A 25,762-nucleotide genomic window follows, 5' to 3' on the forward strand; every position below is an offset into this window, starting at 1 on the left:
TCGCGCCGGTGCTCGCGACGATGGAAGCGTGACGGTCTCACCCTCTGCTGAACGCACCCGCAGGCCGCATTGGTCGTTGGCTCGGACCTGGTTGCTACAACCGGGGCTCCCCGGCTTCGTGGCCGCGACGGACAGTGATGTCGACGTCGTCGTCCTCGACATCGAGGACGGTCTGCCTGCTGCGGTCAAAGCCGATGGACGTGGCGCCGTCGCCGAGTATTTGTACGACGGCGGCAGCGCGTGGGTGCGGATCAACGATGTGTCCACACCCGAGTGGACGGAAGACCTCGCTGCGCTGGCCTCGGCGCCCGGTCTGGCCGGAGTGATGCTTGCGAAGGCCGAATCTCCGGACGATGTCGCCGCGACAGCTGCGAGACTGCCCGCAGGCACCCCGATCGTCGCGTTGGTCGAATCCGCTCTCGGCATCGAATCCGCGCTCGACATCGCCCAGTCCTGCTCGCGAATTGCGTTTGGCATCGGCGACTTTCGCCGCGACACCGGTATGTCGGCCGATCCGATGGTGCTTGCCTACCCGCGTGCGCGACTTGTGATCGCGAGCCGCGCCGCCGGATTGCCCGCACCCATCGACGGGCCGACGTTGCGGGACCAGACGCGTCATCTCGCCCGCGAAACCGAGGTCGCCAAGGCGGCCGGCATGACCGGCAGGCTGTGTCTGGATCCGGCCCACGCCGAGACGATCAACACGTTGCTGAGCCCGTCCGCACTGGAGATCGACGAGGCGCGACGCACCCTTGCCCGACTCGACGAACCGACCGGAGCCTACGACGGCAGCGCGGGCCCTACCCGTGCGCGCGCTGAAGCCCTGCTCGACCTCGCTGTGAAACTGGATGTGCTGTAAGCACTTCCGCGGTCAGGCGGCTTCGAAGGTGACGAGGTCGATGGTGTGGTGGGTGATGCGGGTGCCTGGTGGCGGCGGGGCGATCGAGTAATAGGTCGCGCAGGTCGGGGTGACGAATTGCGCGGTGTGGGTGCCATCGCCGTCCCGCGTGTTGACCTTCCATCCGGGTGCTTCTTTGGCGTAGTTACAGGCTTCGCAGAGCCCGAGCCCGTTGAGCGCACTGGTCTGCCCGCCGTCGCGGTCAGGGGTGGCATGGTCGTGGTGGCGGATCTCGGCGTTGCAGTAGGGGGTGCGGCAGGTCTGATCCCGCAGTCCGATGAACATCGCCAACCCTTTCGGGAAGATCCGCGCTGCTGATTCCATCGCCACCAACTGACCGGACTTCGGGTGGCGATACAGCCGCCGCAACGTCGCCTTCGCCTGTTCGTCGGCCAGGGCGTCACCGATGAGTTGGCGTGCCACCGCTGCAGGCACCGGCCCGTAGCCGGGCACAACGGCGGGACAGTCATCGCGGCCGGAGAAGGTCGTATCGGCCATCACCAGGTTCAGGTGCACCTCGGCAGGTTCGGTGCTGCCGCGCCCGGTGATTCGCTCGTAGGCGGTGTCGCACATCACCTGTCCGCGGGAGCGGCCGTCGCCGCATACGTCGGCTTCGCGTTTGAGGGCGGCGTACATGCCGATGCCCTGGGCCAGCGGCATCAGGAACGTCACGTAGACCATGCCGTTCGGTGCCGGCCTGGTTGTCACGCAGCGGTCTTTGACGGCTTTGTTGTTGCGCTCGACCACCGCCGCGGCATCCAGACGCGCCGTGATCGCCTTGGCCTCAGCTGCCACCCGCCGGTTACCCCACCCGTGGAACCCCTGGGCCAGCTCGCTGAGTTCGGCGTCGAGGGTTAAGCGATCCTGGACCGACAAGCACGCCGATTCCCGCACGACCAGCAATGCCCGGTACTCCGAGAGGATCCCGGATTCCAAAGCCGCCATCGTGTGCGGCATTTCCTCGACCAGCGCCCTGGCCATGCCCAGGTGGGTGTTCCCACAGGCAGGCGCATCGCGGCGCGCCAGCGCAATCTCGGCGGTCAGGCCCTTGCCACGCCGCCTGGCCGGCACCCCGGCAGCCTGCTCCGCCGCGGCACGCTTGGCCGCCCACAACGCCGTTGCCCGCGCTTGGGCCGCAGCAGCTTTGGACTTCAGCCCTTCGAAGCGCTCGACGAGGGTCCGTAGCTCCTTCTCGGACGCCTCCGGATCCACATCGAACATAAATTCGAACATGAATCCGACGCTACACCGACCTCCCGACAAGTCGGGCGGCTAAATCTCCAGACCCTGATAGGTGTTACGGACGAACTTCGGCTGCGCGCTCTGCAGCTTGGCGAGAGAGGTGTTGCCTGCCACCGCCGCGGCGGCATCCGCGGTCAGGTTGGGCAGGTTCTGGATCAGATAGATGAGGATGAGATCGGCGGAAGGGTCTGCCTGCCACCAGGTCCCGTATGCGCCGGGCCAGGAGAAGGTTCCGGGCCCACCGGGGCCGAACAACTGTCGCGACTTCGCGGGGTCGGTCACGACCGACAGGTTCAGGCCGAAGCCGCGACCGATCCAGAACGGTGCTCCGAGGAAGTCGTGCCGCTTCTGCTCGTCGGTCAGCCGGTCGGTACGCATCAGCGAGACCGACTCCTCCGAGAGCACCCGCACGCCGTCGAGTGTGCCCCCGGCCAACAGCATCCGTGCGAAACGGAGGTAGTCGTCGGCCGTCGACCACAGACCGGCCCCCCCGGTGCAGAAGGGGGGATCCACGATCGGGGCGGGACCCATGACGTCGTGGCGCAGGGTGTTGTCCTTGTCGAGCTGATACATCGTTGCCGCACGGCGCCTCCCGGCGGCGCCGACGCTGAAGCCGGTGTCCGTCATGCCCAGCGGTTCGAGGATCCGTTCGTTGAGTACATCGCTCAGCGGCTTGCCTTCGATGCGGGACAGCGCGATGCCGAGTACGTCGGTCGCGTGGCTGTACGTCAGCCGTTCGCCCGGTTGATGCGCCAGCGGCAGCGCTGACAACTCGGCCAGCCATCTGTCCTGGTCCTGCCGGGTGGGCAGTTTGCGGTACGCGTCGGCCAGCGGGCCGAGCACCGAGAACATGTAGGCCAGCCCGCTGCGATGCGTCATCAGGTCGTCGATGGTGATGTGGCGCTGAGCGGGCACAGTCCGATCCAGCGGACCGCGTGGTTCCGCGAGCACCCGCATGTCGGCAAGTTCCGGCAGCCACGTCGTCACCCGGTCGGTGAGCGAGAGCTTCCCCTCTTCGATCAGCGACATGGCCGCGGCCACGGTGACCGGCTTGGTCATGGAGGCAATGCGGAAAATCGTGTCGCGCTGCATCGGCAGCCTGGCGTCGACATCGCGATAGCCGAGTTCGTTGACCTGACGCACCTCACCGGCGTGCCACACCAGCGTCACGGCGCCGGCGAGCAGGCCCGCATCGATCGCGTCGACGACGGAGGTCTTGTTGCGGTCGAGGTTCACCCGGCAGAGGCTACCTGCCGGTTATCGGCGGAGAAGATGCGTCCGTACGTCACGCATCGCCATTGGCGAATCCCCACCTATCGCAACGACTTCAGCCCGGCTTACGAGACGCGCAGGCAGGCACCCCCGCACACCTGCTAAGCTCCCCGCAGTTTTCCGACATCCTTTAACGATCCGTCCCGTGAGGCGGAGAAGGAGGTCCGGCTCACACGTGGGCGCGCCAGACCAGACCGGTCACGACCGGGAGTTGATGTCCGCAGCGGACGTCAGCCGAACCATCGCTCGTATCGCCCACCAGATTATCGAAAAGACCGCGCTCGACGGCGCAGACAGCCCCCGCGTCATCCTCCTGGGTATCCCGACGCGTGGCGTCACCCTCGCCACCCGGTTGGCCCGCAACATCGCCGATTTCAGCGGCACCGAGGTGGCCACCGGTGCCCTCGACACCACGCTGTACCGCGACGATTTGATGAGCAAGCCGCCCAGGGCGCTCGCGTCCACCTCCATCCCCGAGGGCGGCATCGACGGTGCGCTCGTCGTGCTCGTCGACGACGTCCTCTACACCGGCCGCTCTGTGCGCTCGGCCCTCGACGCGCTCCGCGATCTCGGCCGTCCCAAGATCGTCCAGCTGGCGGTGCTGGTCGACCGCGGCCACCGCGAGCTCCCGATCCGCGCCGACTACGTCGGCAAGAACGTGCCGACGTCCCGCAGCGAGAACGTCAAGGTGCGGCTGACCGAAGACGACGGACACGACGGCGTCCGCATCGCACCGACCGGAGGGCCTGCCCGGTGATGAAGCACCTGTTGACCGCGGCCGATCTCAGCCGCGACGACGCCACCGCGATCCTCGACAACGCCGACCGCTTCCGCGAGGCGCTGGTGGGCCGCGAGGTCAAGAAACTGCCGACACTTCGCGGCCGCACGATCATCACGATGTTCTACGAGAACTCCACCCGCACCCGGGTGTCGTTCGAGGTGGCGGGCAAATGGATGAGCGCCGACGTGATCAACGTCAGCGCCTCGGGATCGTCTGTCGCGAAAGGGGAGTCGCTGCGCGACACCGCGCTGACGCTGCGCGCCGCGGGCGCCGACGCACTCATCATCCGGCACCCGGCCTCCGGCGCGCCGCAGCAGCTCGCGGCGTGGACCCTCGACGAGCACGGCGGGCCGTCGGTGATCAACGCCGGCGACGGCATGCACGAGCACCCGACCCAGGCGCTGCTCGACGCGCTGACGATTCGGCAGCGCCTGGGGTCCGTCGAGGGTAAGCGCGTCGTCATCGTCGGCGACGTCCTGCACAGCCGCGTCGCCCGGTCCAACGTCTCCCTGCTGCACACCCTCGGCGCCGAGGTCGTCCTCGTCGCGCCGCCGACCCTGCTACCGGTGGGTGTCGCGGACTGGCCAGTCACCGTGTCCCACGAGCTCGACGCCGAGCTGCCCCTGGCCGACGTGGTGCTGATGTTGCGCGTGCAGGCCGAGCGGATGAACGGCGGCTTCTTCCCGTCCTCCCGCGAGTACTCGGTGCGCTACGGCCTGTCCGAGAAACGGCAGGCCCGACTGGCCGACCACGCCGTGGTGCTGCACCCCGGGCCGATGCTGCGAGGCATGGAGATCGCGCACTCGGTGGCGGACTCGTCGCAATCGGCGGTGCTGCAACAGGTTTCCAACGGTGTGCACGTCCGGATGGCGGTGCTCTTCCACCTCCTCGTCGGATCAGAGCAGGAAGCGATCAGCGCATGAGCGTGGTCTTGAGAGGCGTCCGTCCCTACGGCGAGGGCGATGCGGTCGACGTCCTGGTCCGCGACGGCCAGATCGGGCAGATCGGCGACGGGCTCACCGGTGACGAGGTCATCGACTGCGCGGGCCAGATCCTGCTTCCCGGGTTCGTCGACCTGCACACCCATCTGCGTGAGCCCGGTCGTGAATACGCCGAGGATATCGAAACTGGTTCGGCCGCAGCGGCTCTCGGCGGATACACCGCCGTGTTCGCCATGGCCAACACCGATCCGGTCGCCGACACCGCCGTGGTCACCGACCACGTGTGGCACCGCGGCCAGCAGGTCGGTCTCGTCGACGTCCATCCTGTGGGCGCGGTGACGGTCGGCCTGAAGGGCAAGCAGCTCACCGAGATGGGACTGATGGCCGCGGGTGCCGGTCAGGTCCGGATGTTCTCCGATGACGGTGTGTGCGTTGACGATCCGCTGATCATGCGGCGGGCCCTGGAGTACGCGTCCGGTCTGGGCGTGCTGATCGCCCAGCACGCGGAGGAGCCGCGTTTGACCGTCGGCGCCGTCGCCCACGAAGGTCCCAACGCCGCCAGGCTCGGACTGGCCGGGTGGCCGCGCGCCGCCGAGGAATCCATCGTCGCGCGCGACGCGCTGCTGGCCCGCGACGCCGGAGCCCGGGTGCACATCTGCCACGCCTCGACCGCGGGCAGTGTTGAACTCGTGCGCTGGGCCAAGGAACAGGGGATCTCCATCACCGCCGAGGTCACACCGCATCACCTGCTGCTGGACGACACCCGTTTGCAGTCTTATGACGGGCGAAACCGCGTCAATCCGCCGCTGCGAGAGGCGAGCGACGCCGTAGCGCTGCGTCAGGCACTGGCCGACGGTGTGATCGACTGTGTCGCAACAGATCACGCCCCCCATGCCGAGCACGAGAAGATGTGCGAATTCGCCAACGCCCGGCCCGGCATGCTCGGCCTGCAGACCGCGCTGTCGGTCGTCGTCGAGACCATGGTGAATCCCGGTCTGCTGACCTGGCGCGACGTCGCGCGCGTGATGAGTGAGGCGCCCGCCCGCATCGTCGGTCTCCCCGATCAGGGCAGGCCGCTGGAGGTCGGCGAGCCCGCGAACCTCACCGTCGTCGACCCGGGGGCGACCTGGACGGTGAAGGGCGCGGCACTGGCCAGTCGCTCGGACAACACGCCGTATCAGGACATGGAACTGCCCGGGGCCGTCACGGTCACGCTGCTGCGGGGGAAGATCACCGCCAGAGACGGAAAGGCCGCCTGGTGAACACGCCCACGTTGGTCGCCTCGCTGATCATGGCCGCCGTGCTGGCGGTGTTGATCGCAGTGCTGATCAACGCGATGATGCGCGGGTGGCGGCGCCGCATCGAGCGGCAGGCGCAGATGATCGGGATGATGCCGTCGCTGCCCGACACCGTCGGTCCGGCGCTCGTCGCGGCCACCAAAGGGCTCTATGTGGGCAGCACGCTGGTGCCGCACTGGAACGACCGGGTCGCCGCCGGCGACCTCGGGTTCCGCGCGAAGGCCGTCCTCACCCGTTATCCCGAAGGAATCATGTTGCAGCGCACCGGCGCCGGCCCGATCTGGATCCCCGACGACTCCATCTCGGCGATCCGCACCGAGAAGAACCTGGCCGGCAAGGCACTCACCCATGAGGGCATCCTGGCGATCCGCTGGCGCCTGCCGTCCGGCGTCGAAATCGACACCGGCTTCCGCGCCGACGACCGCCGTGACTATCTGAAGTGGCTCACCGAGGAGGTCGCATGACGACACACAAAGCCGTCCTGGTTCTGGAGGACGGCCGCATCTTCACCGGTACCCCGTTCGGAGCGGTGGGCGAGACCCTGGGCGAGGCGGTGTTCTCCACGGGCATGTCCGGCTACCAGGAGACGCTGACCGACCCCAGCTACCACCGCCAGATCGTCGTGGCGACCGCGCCCCAGATCGGCAACACCGGCTGGAATCTCGAGGACAGCGAGAGCCGCGGCGACAAGATCTGGGTCGCCGGCTACGCCGTGCGCGACCCTTCGCCGCGGGCGTCGAACTGGCGTGCCACCAGCACGCTCGACGACGAGTTGCAGCGGCAGGGCGTCGTCGGGATCGCAGGCATCGACACCCGCGCCGTGGTGCGGCACCTGCGCAGCCGCGGCTCGATGAAGGCCGGCGTGTTCAGCGGGGCGGCCGCCGATGCTCCGGCAGACGAGTTGGTGGCCCGCGTCCGCGGACAGGAGGCGATGCTCGGCGCCGACCTGGCGGGCGAGGTCAGCACGGACACCGACTACGAAGTGGATCCCGGAGGGGCGCAACGGTTCACCGTCGCGGCACTCGACCTGGGTATCAAGACGAACACGCCGCGCAACTTCGCCGCGCGTGGTGTCCGCAGCGTGGTGCTGCCCTCGTCGGCGACCTTCGAGCAGATCGCGCAGCTCAAACCCGACGGAGTGTTCCTGTCGAACGGGCCGGGCGACCCGGCCACCGCCGACCACATCGTGGCGGTCACCCGCGAGGTCCTCGGTGCGGGCATCCCGCTGTTCGGCATCTGCTTCGGCAATCAGATCCTCGGGCGGGCACTCGGGCTATCGACCTACAAGATGGTCTTCGGCCACCGCGGCATCAACATCCCCGTCATGGACCACACGACCGGGCGGGTGGCCATCACCGCGCAGAACCACGGATTCGCCCTCGAAGGTGAAGCCGGCCAGACGTTCGACACCGAGTTCGGTCGGGCCGAAGTCAGCCACACCTGCGCGAACGACGGTGTGGTGGAAGGTGTCCGGTTGTCCAACGGACGCGCCTTCTCGGTGCAGTACCACCCCGAGGCGGCCGCGGGCCCGCGGGACGCCGAGTACCTGTTCGACCAGTTCATCGATGTGATGGCGGACGGTAAATGACAGTGAACGCACGGTCGTCGCGCGTGAGTGAGCGCTTTTGTACGGATTTTCGCGGAGTGTCGTGTGCAGACACGCGCGCTCGCGGTGAAAGGGGACAGTAGATGCCGCGTCGCTCAGACCTCAACCACGTCCTGGTGATCGGGTCCGGCCCGATCCTGATCGGCCAGGCCGCCGAGTTCGACTACTCCGGCACCCAGGCGTGCCGTGTGCTGCGGGCCGAGGGCCTGCAGGTCACGCTGATCAACTCGAATCCGGCGACGATCATGACCGATCCCGAGTACGCCGACCACACCTATGTCGAGCCCATCACGGCCGACTTCGTCGAGAAGGTCATCGCCCAGCAAGCCGAGCGCGGCAACAAGATCGACGCGCTGCTGGCCACCCTGGGCGGGCAGACCGCGCTGAACACGGCGGTCAAGCTCTACGAGACCGGCATCCTGGAGAAGTACGGCGTCGAGATGATCGGCGCGGACTTCGACGCCATCCAACGCGGTGAGGACCGGCAGAAGTTCAAGGACATCGTCAGCAAGGTCGGCGGCGAATCCGCGCGCTCGCGAGTCTGTTTCACGATGGAAGAGGTTCGCGAGACCGTGGCCGACGTGGGGCTGCCCGTGGTGGTCCGGCCCAGCTTCACGATGGGTGGCCTCGGCTCCGGCATGGCGTACTCGGTCGAGGACGTCGAACGGATGGCGGGCGAGGGCCTCGCCGCGTCGCCGACGGCCAACGTGCTGATCGAGGAGTCCATCTTCGGGTGGAAAGAGTACGAACTCGAGCTGATGCGCGACCACCACGACAACGTGGTCGTCGTCTGCTCGATCGAGAACTTCGACCCGATGGGCGTACACACCGGTGATTCCGTGACGGTCGCTCCGGCGATGACGCTGACCGACCGCGAGTACCAGACGATGCGCACACTCGGCATCGAGATCCTGCGCGAGGTCGGCGTCGACACCGGCGGCTGCAACATCCAGTTCGCCGTGAACCCGAGAGACGGTCGGCTGATCGTCATCGAGATGAACCCGCGCGTGTCGCGCTCGTCGGCGCTGGCGTCCAAGGCGACCGGTTTCCCGATCGCCAAGATCGCCGCCAAGCTGGCGATCGGCTACACGCTCGACGAAATCGTCAATGACATCACCAAGGAGACGCCCGCCTGCTTCGAGCCCACCCTCGACTACGTCGTGGTCAAGGCGCCCCGCTTCGCGTTCGAGAAGTTCCCCGGCGCCGACGCCACCCTGACCACGACGATGAAGTCGGTCGGCGAGGCGATGTCGTTGGGCCGCAACTTCATCGAGGCACTCGGCAAGGTGATGCGCTCGCTGGAGGCCACCAAGGCCGGCTTCTGGACGGGCCCTGACCCCGACGGCGACGTGGCCGAGGTGCTGGGACGGCTCCGCACGCCCACCGACGGGCGGCTCTACGACATGGAGTACGCGCTGCGCCTGGGCGCGACCGTCGAAGAGGTCGCCGAGGCCTCAGGCGTCGACCCATGGTTCGTCGAGCAGATCGCCGGGCTGGTCGCGTTGCGCACCGAGCTGATCGACGCGCCGGTCCTTGAAGCCGAACTGCTGCGCCGCAGCAAGCACAACGGGCTCTCGGACCGCCAGATCGCAGCCCTGCGACCGGAGTTGGCGGGGGAGATGGGCGTGCGCTCCCTGCGTCAGCGTCTCGGCATCCATCCCGTCTACAAGACCGTCGACACCTGCGCCGCCGAGTTCGAGGCCAAGACGCCGTATCACTACAGCAGCTACGAACTCGACCCCGCGGCCGAGACCGAGGTCGCCCCGCAGACCGACCGTCCCAAGGTCCTCATCCTCGGATCGGGCCCCAACCGCATCGGACAGGGCATCGAGTTCGATTACAGCTGTGTGCACGCCGCGACGACGTTGAGCGAGGCCGGGTTCGAGACGGTGATGATCAACTGCAACCCCGAGACGGTGTCGACCGACTACGACACCGCCGACCGGTTGTACTTCGAACCGCTGACGTTCGAGGACGTGCTGGAGATCTACTACGCCGAACAAGGCTCGGGCGCAGGGGGTCCCGGCGTCGTCGGCGTGATCGTCCAGCTCGGTGGGCAGACCCCCCTCGGGCTCGCCGAACGGTTGGAGAAGGCCGGGGTGCCGATCGTCGGCACCAAGCCCGAAGCGATCGACCTGGCCGAGGACCGCGGTGAGTTCGGCGAGGTGCTGCGCCGCGCCGGGTTGCCCGCACCGCGGTTCGGCATGGCGACCAGTTTCGACCAGGCCCGCCGGATCGCCGCCGAGATCGGCTACCCGGTGCTGGTGCGGCCCTCCTACGTCCTCGGTGGACGAGGCATGGAGATCGTCTACGACGAGAGCACCCTGGAGGGCTACATCACCAGGGCGACCCAGCTCTCGCCGGAGCATCCCGTGCTGGTCGACCGCTTCCTCGAGGATGCGATCGAGATCGACGTGGACGCTCTGTGCGACGGCACCGAGGTCTACATCGGCGGCGTCATGGAGCACATCGAGGAAGCCGGCATCCACTCGGGCGACTCCGCGTGCGCGCTGCCTCCGGTGACGCTCGGCCGCAGCGACATCGACGCGGTGCGCCGCGCCACCGAGGCGATCGCGTTCGGGATCGGGGTTGTCGGACTGCTCAACGTGCAGTACGCGCTCAAGGACGACGTCCTGTATGTGCTCGAAGCCAACCCGCGTGCCAGCCGCACCGTGCCGTTCGTCTCCAAGGCGACCGCGGTGCCGCTGGCCAAGGCGTGCGCCCGGGTCATGCTGGGCGCCACCATCGCGCAGCTCCGTGAGGAAGGGGTGCTGGCCAAGACCGGCGACGGTGCCACCACCGCCCGCAACGCGCCCGTCGCGGTGAAGGAAGCAGTCCTTCCGTTCCACCGGTTCCGCAAGTCCGACGGCAGCCAGATCGACTCCCTGCTCGGTCCCGAGATGAAGTCGACCGGCGAGGTGATGGGTATCGCGCACGACTTCGGTAGCGCGTTCGCCAAGAGTCAGACCGCCGCCTACGGCTCGCTGCCCGCCCAGGGGACCGTGTTCGTGTCGGTGGCCAACCGCGACAAGCGCTCGCTGGTGTTCCCGGTCAAGCGTCTCGCCGACCTCGGATTCAAGATCCTGGCCACCGAAGGCACAGCGGAGATGTTGCGGCGCAACGGAATTCCGTGCGACGAGGTGCGCAAGCACTTCGAGGAACCCAGCCCGGACCGGCCGGCGCTGTCGGCGGTCGACGCGATCAAGGCCGGTCAGGTCGACATGGTGCTCAACACTCCGTACGGCAACTCCGGGCCGCGCATCGACGGTTACGAGATCCGTTCGGCAGCGGTGTCGATGAACATCCCGTGCGTGACGACCGTGCAGGGCGCCTCGGCGGCCGTGCAGGGCATCGAAGCGGGCATCCGCGGGGACATCGGCGTGATGTCGCTGCAGGAACTGCACAGCACTCTGGGCTCCTGACCGTGGACGGGTTCGGGGACCGCCTGGCGGCCGCGATCGCGGCGCGAGGCCCGCTGTGCCTGGGCATCGACCCGCACCCCGAACTGCTACGCGCATGGGGTCTCGGCGTCGACCCCGACGGCCTCGCGCGGTTCAGCGAGATCTGCGTGACAGCCTTCGGCGGCTTTGCCGTGGTCAAGCCCCAGGTCGCGTTCTTCGAGGCCTACGGGGCGGCGGGGTACGCAGTGCTGGAGACCACCATCGCGGGGTTGCGCGGCGCGGGAGTTCTGGTGCTCGCCGACGCCAAACGCGGCGACATCGGCTCGACGATGGCCGCCTACGCCGCCGCATGGGCAGGGGAGTCCCCGCTGGCCTCCGATGCGGTCACGGCATCGCCCTACCTCGGCTTCGGGTCGCTGCAGCCCCTGCTCGACGTCGCCTCCGAACACGGGCGCGGCGTCTTCGTCCTCGCGGCGACGTCGAACCCCGAGGGGGCGTCGGTGCAGCGCGCCGACCACGGCGGACGCACCGTCGCCCAGTCGATCGTGGACGCCGCCGCCGCACTCAACCGGTCCGGTGGTCCCGGCTCGGTCGGCGTCGTCGTCGGTGCGACGTTGACCTGCCCGCCCGATGTCAGCGGGCTGAACGGGCCGGTCCTGGTGCCCGGTGTCGGCGCTCAGGGCGGCCGTCCCGACGCCCTGGCCGGCCTGGGAGGGGCCACCGCGGGGCAACTGCTGCCCGCCGTCTCCCGGGAGGTGTTGCGCGCGGGTCCGGACGGCCCTGCCTTGCGGGACGCCGCCGAGCGGATGCGCGACGCCGTCGCCTACCTCGCCTGAGCTGCGTTCGTTACCGGGCCGATGCGCAACCGCGACACGCCCGACACGCTTGACCTGGGAAAATTCTCAGCCCGACGGACGCTTGGCGCTCACTGTGCGGCGGAGCGGCCTGCACCGGCGCGGTGCCGGCGACGCCGAACATGCCGTAAAACCGGCGATAAGCAGGTGCTTTGCCGCAGGCCGGCAGTCCTGGACAACCCTTCCGGTTGCGGCGGCCCAGGGCTGCCGTGGTGGGTCCGCCCGGCCTACACGCTGGGCTTTTGACGCGACAAGCCGGGGGTGGGGTTAGCTTTCGTCAGCGTGCGTGGGTACGGTCGTCCACGCTGGCTGGTTATGGTTCCGCCACTACCAGCCGAGACAAATCAGTAATGGTGACGAAGACGGAGGAACCCGTGGCCCTTCCCCAGTTGACCGACGAACAGCGCGCGGCAGCGTTGGAGAAGGCTGCTGCCGCACGGCGAGCGCGAGCAGAGCTCAAGGACCGGCTCAAGCGCGGCGGCACCAACCTCAAGCAGGTGCTCAAGGACGCCGAGACCGACGAGGTCTTGGGCAAGATGAAGGTTTCCGCACTCCTGGAGGCCCTGCCGAAGGTGGGCAAGGTCAAGGCGCAGGAAATCATGACCGAGCTCGAGATCGCCCCGACCCGCCGCCTGCGCGGTCTGGGAGATCGTCAGCGCAAGGCCCTGCTGGAAAAGTTCGACTTCTCGTAAAGGGAGGTCAGTGAGCGAAGGCGGAGGGCCGGGCGACACGTCCGGGGCCGCGGTCCTGGTGTTGTCCGGCCCGTCTGCCGTCGGGAAGTCCACCGTCGTCCGGTGCCTGCGGGAGCGTGTCGCCGACCTCTATTTCAGCGTCTCGGTGACGACGCGGGCGCCGCGCCCCGGCGAGGTCGACGGCGTGGACTACAGCTTCGTGACGGCAGAGCAGTTTCAGCAGCTCATCGATGACGGCGCCCTGCTGGAGTGGGCGGAGATCCACGGCGGTCTGCACCGCTCGGGAACACCCGCCGGGCCCGTCCGGGCTGCGACGGCGGCCGGCCGCCCCGTCCTCATCGAGGTGGACCTCGCCGGCGCGCGAGCAGTCAAGCAGGCGATGCCCGAAGCCACCACGGTGTTTCTCGCCCCTCCCAGCTGGGAGGCGTTGGAAAGCCGCTTGACCGGGCGCGGCACCGAGACGCCCGAGGCGATGGCCCGCCGGTTGGAGACGGCGAAGGCAGAACTCGCCGCTCAGGGCGACTTCGACGAGGTGGTCGTTAACAGTCAATTGGAGTCTGCCTGCGCGGAATTGGTATCCTTGCTGGTGGCCCACGCGCCGGCACGGCGCGATCAGCCCTAACATCCAGAACTTTTTCAGGAGATTTTCTACGTGAGCACCCCCGATACGCGGCTCGCCGCGGTGGACATCGATCCGTCCGCCGCCAGCGCCTACGACACGCCGCTGGGCATCACCAACCCGCCCATCGACGAGTTGCTGGACCGCGCGTCGAGCAAGTATGCGCTGGTCATCTACGCCGCCAAGCGTGCTCGCCAGATCAACGACTACTACAACCAGCTCGGCGACGGCATCCTCGAGTACGTCGGACCGCTGGTTGAGCCGGGCCTGCAGGAGAAGCCGCTCTCGATCGCGATGCGCGAGATCCACGGCGACCTTCTCGAACACACCGAGGGCGAGTAGCAGAGCAGACCGCGGTGAGCCCCAAGCGGATCATCGTCGGCGTCGCCGGCGGAATCGCCGCCTACAAGGCGGCGACAGTCGTCCGTCAGCTCACCGAGGCCGGGCATTCCGTCCGGGTCGTCCCGACTGAATCCGCGTTGAAATTCGTCGGGGCCGCGACCTTCGAGGCCCTCTCCGGAAACCCTGTTCACACCGGGGTCTTCGAGGACGTCCACGAAGTTCCCCACGTCCGCATCGGCCAGGCCGCCGACCTCGTTGTGGTCGCCCCCGCCACCGCTGACCTGCTCGCCCGCGCCGCGAGCGGACGCGCCGACGACCTGTTGACCGCGACGCTGCTGACCGCGCGATGTCCGGTGCTCTACGCCCCGGCGATGCACACCGAGATGTGGTTGCACCCCGCCACCAGCGACAACGTCGCAACCCTGCGCAGGCGCGGGTGCACGGTGATGGAACCGGCATCCGGCCGGCTGACCGGCGCCGACACCGGGCCGGGCCGGCTGCCCGAAGCCGAGGAGATCACCACGCTGTCGCAGTTGCTGCTCGCGCGCAACGATGCCCTGCCCTACGACCTCGCCGGGGTGAAGGTCCTCGTGACCGCGGGGGGAACCCGCGAACCGATCGACCCTGTGCGCTTCATCGGAAACCGCAGCTCGGGCAAGCAGGGTTATGCGATGGCCCGCGTGATGGCACAGCGCGGCGCGGAGGTGACGCTGATCGCGGGCAACACCGCGGGGCTCATCGATCCAGCCGGTGTGCACGTCACGCATGTCGGCTCCGCCGCGCAACTCAGGGACGCGGTGTCCAAACACGCTCCGGACGCGAACGTTCTCGTGATGGCCGCCGCGGTCGCCGACTTCCGGCCTGCTCATCTGGCTACGAGCAAGATCAAGAAGGGGCCTGACTCCACGACTGACCCGGCGATCGAGCTGGTCCGCAACGACGACGTGCTCGCCGGCGCGGTCCGTGCCCGCCAAGACGGGCAGCTCCCGAACATGGCTGCCATCGTCGGGTTCGCCGCGGAGACCGGCGACGCCAACGGCGACGTCCTGTTTCACGCCAGGGCAAAGCTGAAGCGCAAGGGATGCGATCTGCTCGTCGTCAATGCCGTCGGCGAGAACCGGGCCTTCGAGGTCGACCACAACGACGGCTGGTTGTTGTCGGCCGACGGAACGGAGGCGGCCTTGGAGCACGGGTCGAAGACCGTGATCGCGAGCCGTATTGTGGACGCGATCGTGGCTTTCCTGCACACCGGTGCAAGGTAGAGCGACGAGCGCACATCGTCAGCATGCGCGTAAGGGTTGCGCGCAGCGGGGGGACACGCTTGGGTGCTTAGGGCGCCGGAGTCTCGTGCCATCGCGACAGGTATAGGTTGACTGACAGTTATCAGTTGACTGACTAACTATCTCAGGCGTGCTTGAGTGAAAGGGATCGAACGTGAGTGAAGCTCGGCTGTTTACCAGTGAGTCGGTGACCGAAGGGCACCCCGACAAAATCTGTGACGCCATCAGCGACTCGGTGCTGGACGCTCTGCTCGCCGGAGACCCGAAGTCCCGCGTCGCCGTCGAGACGCTGGTCACCACCGGCCAGGTGCATGTTGTGGGCGAGGTGACCACCTCGGCCAGGGAGGCGTTCGCCGACATCACCAACACGGTCCGGGCCAGGGTCCTCGAGATCGGCTACGACCACTCCGACAAGGGCTTCGACGGCCTCACCTGCGGCGTGAACATCGGCATCGGCGCGCAGTCGCCCGACATCGCGCAGGGCGTCGACACCGCTCACGAGACGCGCGTCGAGGGCGCGGGCGATCCGCTCGACGCCCAGGGCGCGGGCGACCAGGGCCTGATGTTCGGCTACGCGATCGCCGACACTCCCGAGCTCATGCCGCTGCCGATCGCGCTGGCACACCGGCTCTCGCGCAAGCTGACCGACGTCCGCAAGAACGGCACGCTGGACTACCTGCGCCCCGACGGCAAGACCCAGGTCACCGTGCAGTACGACGGCACCACCCCGGTGCGGCTCGACACCGTCGTGCTGTCCACCCAGCACGCCGACGGCATCGATCTCGACGGCCAGCTGACCCCGGACATCAAGCAGCACGTCATCGACACGGTCCTCACCGAGTTGGCCCATGACACGTTGGACATCTCGAACCCGCGGATCCTGGTCAACCCGACCGGCAAGTTCGTGCTCGGCGGCCCGATGGGCGACGCCGGCCTGACCGGCCGCAAGATCATCGTCGACACCTACGGCGGATGGGCCCGGCACGGCGGCGGCGCCTTCTCCGGCAAGGATCCGTCGAAGGTCGACCGTTCCGCGGCGTACGCGATGCGTTGGGTGGCCAAGAACGTCGTGGCCGCAGGGCTGGCTCAGCGCGTCGAGGTCCAGGTCGCCTACGCCATCGGCAAGGCCGCCCCGGTGGGCCTGTTCGTCGAGACGTTCGGCTCGGAGACCGTCGATCCGGTCAAGATCGAGAAGGCGATCGGCGAGGTGTTCGACCTGCGTCCCGGTGCGATCATCCGCGACCTCGATCTGCTGCGCCCGATCTATGCGCCCACGGCCGCCTACGGTCATTTCGGCCGCACCGACATCGAACTGCCCTGGGAGCAGCTCGACAAGGTCGACGACCTCAAGTCCGCGGTCTAGACACACATCGCGAAAGCCCCGTGGCCGGATGGCCACGGGGCTTTTCGCGTCGGTGCGCAAGCTGGGCTATAGTCCAGAAAACCTCTTCCGCGTGCATGCGTGCCGCATGAGCAGTCAGATGTTGGTGGAGATGAGCAACGAGCAAACGCTGGATGATCCGCGGGCCTCGAGCGTCGAGCAGCGGCGCCCGTCACGGGCGCGGTGGGCGCCGGTCGTCGCGATCGGCACGCCCACGTTGCTCGTGGGTCTGCACGCGCTGGTGTATGGCCGCTGGATCATCGACGACGCCGCGATCACCTTCGCGTACGTGCGCTCCATCTCGACCGGCCTCGGGCCGGTGCTGCAGGCAGGAGCCGACCCCGTCGAGGGGTACTCCAACCCCGCCTGGCTGGCGCTGCTGGTCGCCGGGCACAAGTTGGCGCTGTTCGATCACAGCACCCTCTTCGGTATCCCCGACGTCGTCGCGTTCCCGAAGCTGCTCGCCCTGATCGCCTGCGCGGCGCTCTACGCCGCGTTCTACCGCACGGCCAAGGCGCTCACGCGGTGGCCGGTCACGGTGACAATCGTGGCGGGGGCGATCACCGCGGCGATCCCGTCGTTCGTCATCTGGTGCTTCTCCGGGCTGGAGAACTCCCTGCTGGCCGCCGCCGTCGGATGGCTCGCCGCATGCATCGCCACGGCGGTGGCCGGCGGCCGGTTGCTCACGGTCCGGACCGCGGTGGTCTGCGGCCTCGTCGCTGCCCTTGCGGGCCTGACCCGCCCCGACGGGATGATCTACCTGCTGGCCTATCCGCTGGCGGTGTTGCTGCTGGGACGCGCGCCGCGCTCTGACACACTGCGCTTCGCGGCCATCGGTGCCGGCGCCTTCGCGATCCCACTCGGCGCGTTCCTGCTGGGGCGTTACGCGACCTTCGGCGAACTGGTGCCCAACACCGCCATCGCCAAGGCGCAGGGCCTGCCCGATCTCATCGGCATCGCGCGTCCCTTCGAACTCGTGCTGTTCACCGGGGTGGCGCCGGCGGTGCTCGGCACCGCGTTCGTCGTGGTTGCGGTGCGCCGCAAGGCCGTCGGGACCCGCGGACTTCTCGCGTTGCTCCTGGTGTTCGGGCTGGCTGCGCTGGCGTTCGCGATCCTCGAAGGCGACTGGATGGGGCAGCGCAGATTCGCGACGCCCATCTGGGCGACCGGCGCGCTGATCATCGCGGTAGCCGGCGCCCAGGTCCTCGCAGGTGCCGACGCGCGGGAACGGCGCCGCCTGTGGATCGCAGGCGCGGTGACCGTTGCCGTCGCCGCGCCCGTTCTCGCGCACTCCGCCTTGACTTTTCGTGCCGATCCAACGGTGCCGATGTGCGCCGTCGCCAGCTATGCCGGGTGGACTGTCAACGAGTACGCCGAGACGCTGGGCCTGAACGAGGCGACGGTCGCCACACCCGACATCGGAGGAACCGCTCTGGTCAGCGATCTGCGGATCATCGACCTCGGGGGACTGGCGGACGCCCAACTCGCACGCCGCTGGGCGGCGGGAGACGCGGCCGGACTGCGTGACGACGTGTTCGCGGCCCGCCCCGAGTTCATCGAGACCCACCACGAGTGGTCGGATACCACCGGGCTGATCGACGACCCGCGCCTGGCCGCCGATTACGTGGAAATCGTCCGCACCTCGCGTACCGACGGCCTGTGGGTGCGCCGCGACCTGGCCGCGCGGCTCGAGGCGCACGGCTTGCCGGTAGCGCCGAAGTCGTTGCCGCTCAAGGCCGATGACCCCTATCAGCTCGCCGATCCGCTGGCCTCCTGCGGACGGATGCGACCCTAGGAGGCGAACACGTAGTCGTCGATCGGGAACCGGCGACTGCGCCAGTGGGCTTCGACGGTGGTGGCTGGGCGCAGCGGCACGTCGCCGTGCTTGTCGAAGTAATAGCTGTTGGCGAGACGGCAGCTGTCCTGCCAGAAGATCTGCCGGTGCCGCTTGCGCATCATCTCCGCGAAGTAGCGGTCGTTGGCTTCCCGGCGCACCTCGACGCGGATGGCCCCGCGCCCCCTGGCCGTTTCCAGGCAGCGCACGATATGGCCGGTCTGCGCTTCGATCAGCGCGAAGTACGACGAGCCGACGTACCCGTAGGGCCCGAACACGGTGAAGAAGTTCGGGAAGCCCGGAACGCTCACGCCTTCGTAGGCCTGCATCCGGTTCTCGTCCCAGAATCGGGCCAGCGAGAGGCCGCCCGGTCCGATCACCGGGAACGTCGGGACATTCTCGGTATCCAGCACTTTGAACCCGGTTGCCAGGATCAGCACGTCGACCTCACGGAGCGCGCCGTCGTCGGTGGCCACCCCCGAGTCGGTGATCTTGTCGATCGGCTCGGTCACCAGCTCGACGTTGTCGCGGTTGAATGTCGACAGATAGGTGTTGTGGAATCCGGGGCGCTTGCAGCCGACCGCGTAGCGGGGCGTGAGCTTGTTGCGGACCTCCGGATCGTCGACCTGCTTGCGCAGATAGGCTTCGCCCAGCGACCCCATACGCTTGGCCATCGGGTTGACCGTGAAGTACTGCGCGGCAAGCGGAAACGTCAGCTCGACGTAGGCCTGGCTGACGAAGCGCTGCAGCGTCTGGCCGAACGGCAGCCGCATCATCGCCCTGGCCGCCCTGGACAACGGAACGTCGAACTTCGGGAAGCACCAGATCGGGGTGCGCTGAAACACGCTGAGCTGCTTGACGATCGGTGCGATTTCCGGGATCACCTGCACCGCCGACGCGCCGGTGCCGATGATCGCGACGCGCTTTCCCGCGAGGTCCTGGCCGTGGTCCCAGCGTGCGGTGTGCATGGTGATACCGGCGAACGAGTCGACGCCCGGGATGTCGGGCAGCTTCGGGACGGTCAGGACGCCGCTGGCATTGACCACGAAACGCGCGGTCACCTCGGTGGTGCTGCCGCCAGATTCCAGTGCGAGGCGCCAGATGTCCTCGGCCTCGTCGAATTCGGCGCCGCAGACCTTCGTCGCGAACCGGATCTTGGGCCGCAGGCCGTACTTGTCGACGCAATGCGCCGCGTAGGCCTTCAGTTCGTGGCCTGGCGCGTAGGTGCGCGACCACGCGGTGCTCTTCTCGAAGGAGAACTGGTAGGAAAACGATGGGATGTCCACCGCGATGCCGGGGTAGGTGTTCCAATACCACGTCCCGCCGGGCTCCTCGCCGGCCTCGATGACGAGATAGTCGGGCATACCCGCACGGTCGAGCTGAATCGCCGTTCCGATGCCCGAGAATCCGGCACCGACGATCACCGTTTCGTAATCAGGCACCGTTTCGTAATCAGGCACGGTCATTCTTTCACGCTAGCGCGGCATGCAACGCTTTCAGGCCGCGTTCGGTGGCTTCGGTGGCTGCGGGCACGATTCCGGCGTACCCGAGGTACCCGTGGACCAGTGTCTCCGCGTTGTGCAGTTCGACCGAAACCCCTGCAGCGGTCAGAAGTTCCGCGTAGCGAGCGCCGTCGTCGCGCAGCGGGTCGTGCCCCGCGACGGCGATGTAGGCCGGGGGCAGCCCCGCGAGTTCGCCGCGGGCCGGGATCAGGGTGACGGGCGGGTCTGAGAGGTCCAGGTCGCCGACGTACCAGCGGCTGAAGCCCTTGCACGACGCGAGGTCGAGGATCGGCGCGTGTGCGTTCTCGGCGAACGACGGCAGTGACGTGTCGAACGTCGTCGACGGATACCACAGCAGCTGGAAGCGCAGGGGTATCCCGGCGTCGCGGGCCGATTGGGCGACGACGGCGGCCAGGTTTCCACCCGCGGAGTCACCGGCGACCGCGATCCGGGCCGCATCGACGCCGATGTCCGAGGCGTTCTCCGTCACCCAGAGGAGAGTCGCCCACACGTCCTCGACCGCTGCGGGGAAGGGATGTTCGGGCGCGAGCCGGTAGTCGACCGCGATCACGACGGCGTCGGCGCCGGTGGCGTGCATGCGTGCCTGGCCGTCGTAGGTGTCGAGGTCGCCGACCGTCCAACCGCCGCCGTGGATGAACATCACGGCGGGAAGCGTCGGCGCGTCGGACGGAGGCCGGTAGATGCGCACGGTCAACGGGCCGCCCGGGCCCTCGATGGTGCGGTCGTGGGCTTCGACCTCGGGCAGGATCGGGCTGCGCGGCAGCTCGTTGAAACGCCGGCGGGCCTCTTCGGGTCCTCCGTCCGTCGTCAGCTGGAACGGAACGACCTCGAGGACCTGCTGCAGCACGGGATCAAGGGAAGCCATGGCACACACCGTACGCACCCGGCCCCGCCCCGGGCCGCCGGACGTAGGCCCCTACGACGGCTGCACTTCCTCGACAATCGACGCAACCGACAGAGAGAGGATCGCCGTGAGGTTTGCGTCCGGCCGTCGCCCGATCTCGCTGGCCCCGTTGACCGTTCTGGAACTGAGCCCTCCCGAACTCGTGGCGTGCGCCGCCGAGACCGGCTACGACGCCGTCGGCCTGAGGCTCATCCGCGCCACCCAGGAAGAGCCGCTGCGTCCCACGATCGGGTCGACACCGATGATCCGCGAAACGCGGCAGCGGCTCGACGACAGCGGACTGTTCCTGCTGGACATCGAGGTGCTGCGGCTTCGCCCGGACACCAGGGTGCGCGACCATTTCGGTGGGTTCCTGGAGACGGGTGCCTACCTGGGTGCCCAGCAGATCCTGGTCACGGGCAACGATCCCGACCACGCGCGCCTCGCCGACAACCTGGCCGAACTCGGCGTGTTCGCAGGGGAATTCGGTATGGCGCCGAACCTGGAACCGATGCCGTGGACCGACGTCCGCGATCTCGACGAAGCCGCCGCGATCATCCGCCGCTGCGCCGGCGGCAATGTCGGCGTGCTGGTGGACGCGATCCACTACGACCGCGCGCTGGCCACGCCCGAGGATCTGAGGTCCCTGCCCCGCGCGTGGACGCGGTACGTGCAGATCTGCGACGCGGTGCTTCCCCGGCCGACATCGATCCACGAGTTGCGCCATCAGGGCCGCAACGCCCGGCTGCTTCCCGGTGAGGGCAGCATCGATCTGGTGGCGATGCTGCAGGCACTGCCCACGGTGCCGGCCAGCATCGAGGCACCCGTCGAGTGGAAGGCCCCGCCGGGTGTGCGCGCTCGGGCCGCCCTGCGTGCCGCGCGCGACGTCGTGACACGCGCCGACGCGGGTCGGCCACAATTGTCTGCGTGACGGATGGCCTGACACCGACTCCGGCCGACGCGCCCCCCACACCAGCTCGCCCGTTTCGAACGTTCGCAGCCCTTGTAGGTATCGGATGCTCGGTCTGCGCCGGCCTCGGCGTGGCCGCGCATTTCTTCGGTCCCGTGAGCACCGCCGTCACACTGCTCGCATCGTTCACACCGCTGTTCGTAGCGCTCGCGGCGGTGTCCGCGGTGATTCTCGCTGCCGCGCGCTTCTGGTTCGCGGCCCTCGCCACCGCAACCGTTGTCGCGGTCGGGGTGGGGTCACAGCTTCCCCTCTACGTCGGCAGGCATCCGACCGGGTCTGCGGGACACCCGACGATCAGGGTTCTGCAGGCCAATCTGCGGCTCGGTGAGGCCGACTCTCGCCCCCTGGTGGATCTGGTTCGCGACACCCGGGTCGACGTTCTCACCGTCGCCGAGCTGACCGGCTCCGCGGTCAGGAAGCTGGCGGCAGCCGGCATCGAGCAGTGGCTGCCGTACTCGTATCTGCAACCGCGCCACGGTGGCGGCGGCGAGGGCATCTACTCGCGTCATCCGCTCACTGACACCGCCGAACTCCCGGGTCTGCAGCACAGCAACCTGCGCGCAACGATCCGGCCGCCCGGCTCGGGTGTGGTCGCCGTGTACGCGCTACACCCGCTGCCGCCCTATCCGGAGCCGGCGTGGCGGTGGGCTGCAGAGCTCGAAAGGATCGGAAAGATCCTGGCCGACGAGGCACACCCTCTCATCGTCGGGGCCGATTTCAATTCGACCTACGACCATGAGCGCTATCGGCGCCTGGTGAGGGCGAGCAGCAGGGACGGGGCGGCGCTCGTCGACGCCGCCGAGTATCTCGGCTCTGGCATCGTCGCCACTTTTCCCGCCGACAGGTGGTTTCCCGCGGTGCTCGCGATCGACAAGATCCTCGCCCGCGGTGCCACGCCGCTGTCGTTCGGCCGCGTCGACCTTCCGGGCTCTGACCACCACGGAGTCCTGGGGGAGATCCAGGTGGAGCCCGCTGCACGCTGAGTGGCAGGCGCGACTGTCCGCGTCGCGAATCCGCGTGCGCCCCTCGCCGTAGTCCGGTTCGCACGGCAGCGTTGTTCCCATGTGCAAAATTTGTCGCGACCGTGCAATGAGGGCTAATGCAGATAGCTGTTGCTAAAAATGCGCGTGCTGCGTCAATTTACGGAGTGCAACCGGTTGTCGTACGTCGGTGGCTGACGGCACTCCACGCCCCGCAGCATTCGTGTCAGGCGGCTGCCACTTTCGGTTGACACTTCATTTGAGCACGTAAACGACCGCGCCTGGCGCAGCTGTAATGACAGCGAAGATTACTTAGGTCTACCAATTTTGTGATGCTGGTCATAAGGTGTGCGGCAGGGGTGACAAATTTCTCTGATGTTCGCTAACGTTCACTCCAGTTACGCAAGCGACCTATTTGACGGCGGCGTCAGTCAGTGGTGGCCCGCGTCTCGACTTCGGAGCCGAATATGCAAGCGAAAAGGAGATCCGCGACGTGACGGATATTGCCCCGGAGGCTCTGCGGCCCGCGACGTCCGACTTCGGCGCACCAGCGTGCGATCTCCACGAACCCTCGTCCGGGTCGGCGAACGCACCCACCGTGACGGTGGTGCTACCCACCAGGAACGAAGCCAAGAATTTGCCCTACGTGGCGAAACGCATGCCGCCCGTGGACCAGATCGTGGTGATCGACGGGGGATCTGTCGACGGCACCGCCGATGTGGCCCGCCGGCTGTGGCCTGACGCCACCATCATCGAGCAGACGAGGGCAGGAAAGGGCAACGCGCTCGCGTGTGGCTTCCTCGCTGCCACCGGCGACATCATCGTCATGATCGACGGCGACGGCTCGACCGACCCCGCGGAGATACCGCTGTTCGTGGCGGCACTCGTGGCCGGTGCGGACTTGGCGAAAGGCAGCCGGTTCTCCCGCGGCGGCGGCAGCGATGACATCACCCACCTTCGGCGCCTGGGCAACAAAGGCCTCAACGGGCTCGTCAACTGGTTGTTCAAGACCGAGTTCAGCGATCTCTGCTATGGCTACAACGCCTTCTGGCGGCGCAATCTCGAAAGCCTGGCCCTGCCCCCGGTCGAACTGGCCGAGCCGCAGTGGGGTGACGGTTTCGAGATCGAGACCGTCATCAACGTGCGGGCGGCCCGCAGTGGCTGGGCCATCCGCGAGGTGGGCAGTTTCGAAGGCAAGCGCATCTATGGGCGCAGCAATCTGAATGCAGTCTCCGACGGCTTGCGCGTGTTGCGCACCATCGGCCGCGAGCGCCGCGAACACCGGGCGGCGCGCGCCGCAACGGTTGCCGGCTGGGCATAGTGGCTGCGCCGTCCGTCCCGCGTGACCATCTCTGTGCTGCTGCGATCTCGGTCAGCGTGGTCATTTGTTGCTATACGCAGCAGCGGCGCCGAAGCCTGGCGGCCGCAACCGATGCCGCACTCGCTCAGCTGGCTTTCGGTGACGAACTGATCCTCGTCGTCGACGGCAACGACGACCTCTTCCGGGAATTACGCGACTCCTACGGCGATCGACTGCACGTCGTGCAGAACCGTTTCCAGCGCGGTCTGTCGGGAGCCCGCAACACCGGACTCGACGTGGCAGCCGGTGACGTCGTTGTCTATCTGGACGACGACGCGGTGCTCCTGCCCGAGGCGCTGGAGTGTGTTCGCTCGTCTTTCGCCGACGTCGGCATCGCCGCGCTGGGCGGAGCGGTACACCCTGCCTGGCAATGCGGCTCGCGGCCGGCGTGGTTTCCGCCCGAGTTCGGCTGGGTTGTCGGATGCGACTACCGGGGGCTGCCGGCGGACGGCTCGCAGATACGAAATCCGATCGGTGCCGCGATGGCCGTCCGGCGTGAGGACCTCATTGCCATCGGAGGATTCAGCGACCGGCTCGGCCGCGTCGGGGCCCTCCCGACGGGCTGCGAGGAAACCATGATGGGCATCGAGCTCGTGCGCCGAAATCCGCAGGCCCGGATCGTGCGCCAGACACGTTTCGGTGTCGCGCACGAGGTCCCAAGGAATCGCTCCACCGTGTCGTACTTTTTGCATCGGTGCTACTACGAGGGCCGAAGCAAGGCCATCCTCAGCCGGCTGTGCGGCCAGCGATCCTCGCTGGAGAGCGAACGCGCGTACACGACGCGAACGCTGCCTTCCGGTATGTGGCACGCCCGCAGGAATCCCCGGCGCGCCCTGGCGCTCGTCGCGGGACTGCTCGTCACCGCCATCGGCTACCTCGTGGGTCTCGCTCATACGGTGCGAACCTCTTCGAGTCGATAATGCTCAGAGCCTCAGGCTGGCTCGTCAACCCTCGTGTCACCGGGTGGATATCGCTGACGACGCTGTTGTTCTTCACCGCCGAATGGATCGTCTCGGCGACCTGGCGCGGGCACTACAGCTACGTCCAGGACCTGCTGGGTCCGCTCGGGGTCGCGTTCTGCGGGCCGATGGGAAACTGGCCGTGCAGCCGGCTCTACCCGCTGATGAACGTCAGCCTGCTCGCCACAGGCTTCGCCGTCACCGTCGTCGCGGCGAGCTTCCTCGTCCAGCGGGTGACCGATCGTGGCCACGCGATCCTGCTGATGGCCGCCGGCGTCGGCATGTACTTCTCCGGCTTGTTCACCAACGATGTCGACTACTCCTGGAACCTCACCGCGATCCTGGCGTTCATGTCGCTGGGGTCGGTGAGCGTGCTGTTCGTCGCGATGGGGTCGAGGACGAAGATGACCGTGGAGCGCCGCGGCGTGGCGGTGATCGCAGGCGGCGTCAGCATCCTGGGCTTCCTGGCCTTCGTGGGCGGGACGAACCTGTTCGGGCCTGGTGGTGCGCAGCGCATGGCCGTATACGGCATCCTGGTGGCCGTGACCGCGTTGGGTACTGCACAGATACGGCATCGGCCGCCCGCAGGGCGGCACGCCGCGACGCGGGAGCTCGCAGGAGCGTCGCGGTGACACGAAATCGGCTT

At 67.9% G+C, this 25,762-nt stretch carries 23 protein-coding genes; 19 read left to right on the forward strand and 4 right to left on the reverse strand.

Annotated elements, in window-relative coordinates; translation table 11 throughout:
* Positions 1-28 precede the first annotated feature (28 nt).
* Complete coding sequence (locus ACAG24_RS17680) at positions 29-859, forward strand: HpcH/HpaI aldolase/citrate lyase family protein (protein ID WP_370473982.1); 831 nt, start codon at positions 29-31, stop codon at positions 857-859.
* Between the two features lie 12 nt (positions 860-871).
* Here ACAG24_RS17680 and ACAG24_RS17685 read toward each other — a convergent pair whose 3' ends face one another.
* Positions 872-2,131, reverse strand: a complete 1,260-nt coding sequence (locus ACAG24_RS17685) for an HNH endonuclease (RefSeq protein ID WP_370473983.1) — start codon at positions 2,129-2,131, stop codon at positions 872-874.
* 39 nt (positions 2,132-2,170) lie between these two features.
* Positions 2,171-3,376: a serine hydrolase domain-containing protein gene (locus ACAG24_RS17690; protein WP_370473984.1), complete on the reverse strand. Its 1,206-nt coding sequence runs from the start codon at positions 3,374-3,376 to the stop codon at positions 2,171-2,173.
* Positions 3,377-3,587: 211 nt separating this feature from the next.
* Here ACAG24_RS17690 and pyrR point away from each other — a divergent pair, with 211 nt between their 5' ends.
* The 13 genes from pyrR (at position 3,588) to ACAG24_RS17755 (ending at position 18,402) form a co-directional block, all read left to right on the forward strand.
* The gene (gene pyrR, locus ACAG24_RS17695) at positions 3,588-4,169 is read left to right on the forward strand and encodes a bifunctional pyr operon transcriptional regulator/uracil phosphoribosyltransferase PyrR (protein WP_370473985.1); all 582 of its coding nucleotides are present in this window, start codon (positions 3,588-3,590) and stop codon (positions 4,167-4,169) included.
* Positions 4,169-5,116 (forward strand): aspartate carbamoyltransferase catalytic subunit, encoded by a 948-nt coding sequence (locus ACAG24_RS17700; protein ID WP_370473986.1) that lies wholly within the window; start codon positions 4,169-4,171, stop codon positions 5,114-5,116. Before pyrR ends, ACAG24_RS17700 begins: the two co-directional genes overlap by 1 nt.
* Positions 5,113-6,396, forward strand: a complete 1,284-nt coding sequence (locus tag ACAG24_RS17705; protein WP_370473987.1) for a dihydroorotase — start codon at positions 5,113-5,115, stop codon at positions 6,394-6,396. Before ACAG24_RS17700 ends, ACAG24_RS17705 begins: the two co-directional genes overlap by 4 nt.
* Complete coding sequence (locus ACAG24_RS17710) at positions 6,393-6,896, forward strand: PH-like domain-containing protein (RefSeq protein WP_370473988.1); 504 nt, start codon at positions 6,393-6,395, stop codon at positions 6,894-6,896. Before ACAG24_RS17705 ends, ACAG24_RS17710 begins: the two co-directional genes overlap by 4 nt.
* Positions 6,893-8,020: a glutamine-hydrolyzing carbamoyl-phosphate synthase small subunit gene (carA, locus tag ACAG24_RS17715; RefSeq protein ID WP_370473989.1), complete on the forward strand. Its 1,128-nt coding sequence runs from the start codon at positions 6,893-6,895 to the stop codon at positions 8,018-8,020. Before ACAG24_RS17710 ends, carA begins: the two co-directional genes overlap by 4 nt.
* A gap of 101 nt (positions 8,021-8,121) precedes the next feature.
* Positions 8,122-11,460, forward strand: a complete 3,339-nt coding sequence (gene carB / locus ACAG24_RS17720) for a carbamoyl-phosphate synthase large subunit (protein ID WP_370473990.1) — start codon at positions 8,122-8,124, stop codon at positions 11,458-11,460.
* 2 nt (positions 11,461-11,462) lie between these two features.
* On the forward strand, positions 11,463-12,275 hold the full coding sequence (gene pyrF / locus ACAG24_RS17725; RefSeq protein ID WP_370473991.1) for an orotidine-5'-phosphate decarboxylase: 813 nt from the start codon (positions 11,463-11,465) through the stop codon (positions 12,273-12,275).
* Between the two features lie 392 nt (positions 12,276-12,667).
* Positions 12,668-12,985 (forward strand): integration host factor, actinobacterial type, encoded by a 318-nt coding sequence (mihF, locus tag ACAG24_RS17730; RefSeq protein ID WP_003932123.1) that lies wholly within the window; start codon positions 12,668-12,670, stop codon positions 12,983-12,985.
* A gap of 10 nt (positions 12,986-12,995) precedes the next feature.
* Positions 12,996-13,607 (forward strand): guanylate kinase, encoded by a 612-nt coding sequence (gene gmk / locus ACAG24_RS17735; protein ID WP_370473992.1) that lies wholly within the window; start codon positions 12,996-12,998, stop codon positions 13,605-13,607.
* A gap of 30 nt (positions 13,608-13,637) precedes the next feature.
* Entirely contained in the window at positions 13,638-13,946 is a 309-nt protein-coding gene (rpoZ, locus tag ACAG24_RS17740; RefSeq protein ID WP_024447654.1) for a DNA-directed RNA polymerase subunit omega, read from the forward strand.
* 14 nt (positions 13,947-13,960) lie between these two features.
* On the forward strand, positions 13,961-15,208 hold the full coding sequence (gene coaBC, locus ACAG24_RS17745; protein ID WP_370473993.1) for a bifunctional phosphopantothenoylcysteine decarboxylase/phosphopantothenate--cysteine ligase CoaBC: 1,248 nt from the start codon (positions 13,961-13,963) through the stop codon (positions 15,206-15,208).
* A gap of 172 nt (positions 15,209-15,380) precedes the next feature.
* Positions 15,381-16,589, forward strand: a complete 1,209-nt coding sequence (gene metK / locus ACAG24_RS17750; RefSeq protein ID WP_370473994.1) for a methionine adenosyltransferase — start codon at positions 15,381-15,383, stop codon at positions 16,587-16,589.
* Between the two features lie 130 nt (positions 16,590-16,719).
* A complete protein-coding gene (locus ACAG24_RS17755; RefSeq protein WP_370473995.1) occupies positions 16,720-18,402 on the forward strand; it encodes a DUF8728 domain-containing protein in 1,683 nt (560 codons plus the stop codon).
* Here ACAG24_RS17755 and ACAG24_RS17760 read toward each other — a convergent pair.
* Together ACAG24_RS17760 and ACAG24_RS17765 are read right to left on the reverse strand one after the other, a co-directional pair.
* On the reverse strand, positions 18,399-19,907 hold the full coding sequence (locus ACAG24_RS17760) for a flavin-containing monooxygenase (RefSeq protein ID WP_370473996.1): 1,509 nt from the start codon (positions 19,905-19,907) through the stop codon (positions 18,399-18,401). The genes ACAG24_RS17755 and ACAG24_RS17760 overlap by 4 nt on opposite strands.
* A gap of 4 nt (positions 19,908-19,911) precedes the next feature.
* A complete protein-coding gene (locus tag ACAG24_RS17765; RefSeq protein WP_370473997.1) occupies positions 19,912-20,829 on the reverse strand; it encodes an alpha/beta hydrolase in 918 nt (305 codons plus the stop codon).
* A 106-nt stretch (positions 20,830-20,935) separates the two neighbouring features.
* Between ACAG24_RS17765 and ACAG24_RS17770 the strand changes: the two genes are divergently transcribed.
* The 5 genes from ACAG24_RS17770 to ACAG24_RS17790 all read left to right on the forward strand — a co-directional run bounded on the left by ACAG24_RS17770 (position 20,936) and on the right by ACAG24_RS17790 (position 25,748).
* Positions 20,936-21,778, forward strand: coding sequence for a sugar phosphate isomerase/epimerase family protein (locus ACAG24_RS17770; RefSeq protein ID WP_370473998.1), 843 nt, complete (start codon positions 20,936-20,938; stop codon positions 21,776-21,778).
* Positions 21,779-21,912: 134 nt separating this feature from the next.
* On the forward strand, positions 21,913-22,800 hold the full coding sequence (locus tag ACAG24_RS17775; protein ID WP_370473999.1) for an endonuclease/exonuclease/phosphatase family protein: 888 nt from the start codon (positions 21,913-21,915) through the stop codon (positions 22,798-22,800).
* A 490-nt stretch (positions 22,801-23,290) separates the two neighbouring features.
* A complete protein-coding gene (locus tag ACAG24_RS17780; protein ID WP_370474000.1) occupies positions 23,291-24,118 on the forward strand; it encodes a glycosyltransferase family 2 protein in 828 nt (275 codons plus the stop codon).
* Positions 24,118-25,077, forward strand: coding sequence for a glycosyltransferase family 2 protein (locus tag ACAG24_RS17785; RefSeq protein WP_370474001.1), 960 nt, complete (start codon positions 24,118-24,120; stop codon positions 25,075-25,077). The genes ACAG24_RS17780 and ACAG24_RS17785 overlap by 1 nt, the downstream gene beginning before the upstream one ends.
* The gene (locus tag ACAG24_RS17790; protein WP_370474002.1) at positions 25,077-25,748 is read left to right on the forward strand and encodes a hypothetical protein; all 672 of its coding nucleotides are present in this window, start codon (positions 25,077-25,079) and stop codon (positions 25,746-25,748) included. Before ACAG24_RS17785 ends, ACAG24_RS17790 begins: the two co-directional genes overlap by 1 nt.
* The last annotated feature ends 14 nt before the right edge of the window (positions 25,749-25,762 follow it).

Origin of the sequence: Mycobacterium bulgaricum, from assembly GCF_041287165.2 — a bacterium.
Taxonomy (GTDB): Bacteria; Actinomycetota; Actinomycetes; order Mycobacteriales; family Mycobacteriaceae; genus Mycobacterium; species Mycobacterium bulgaricum.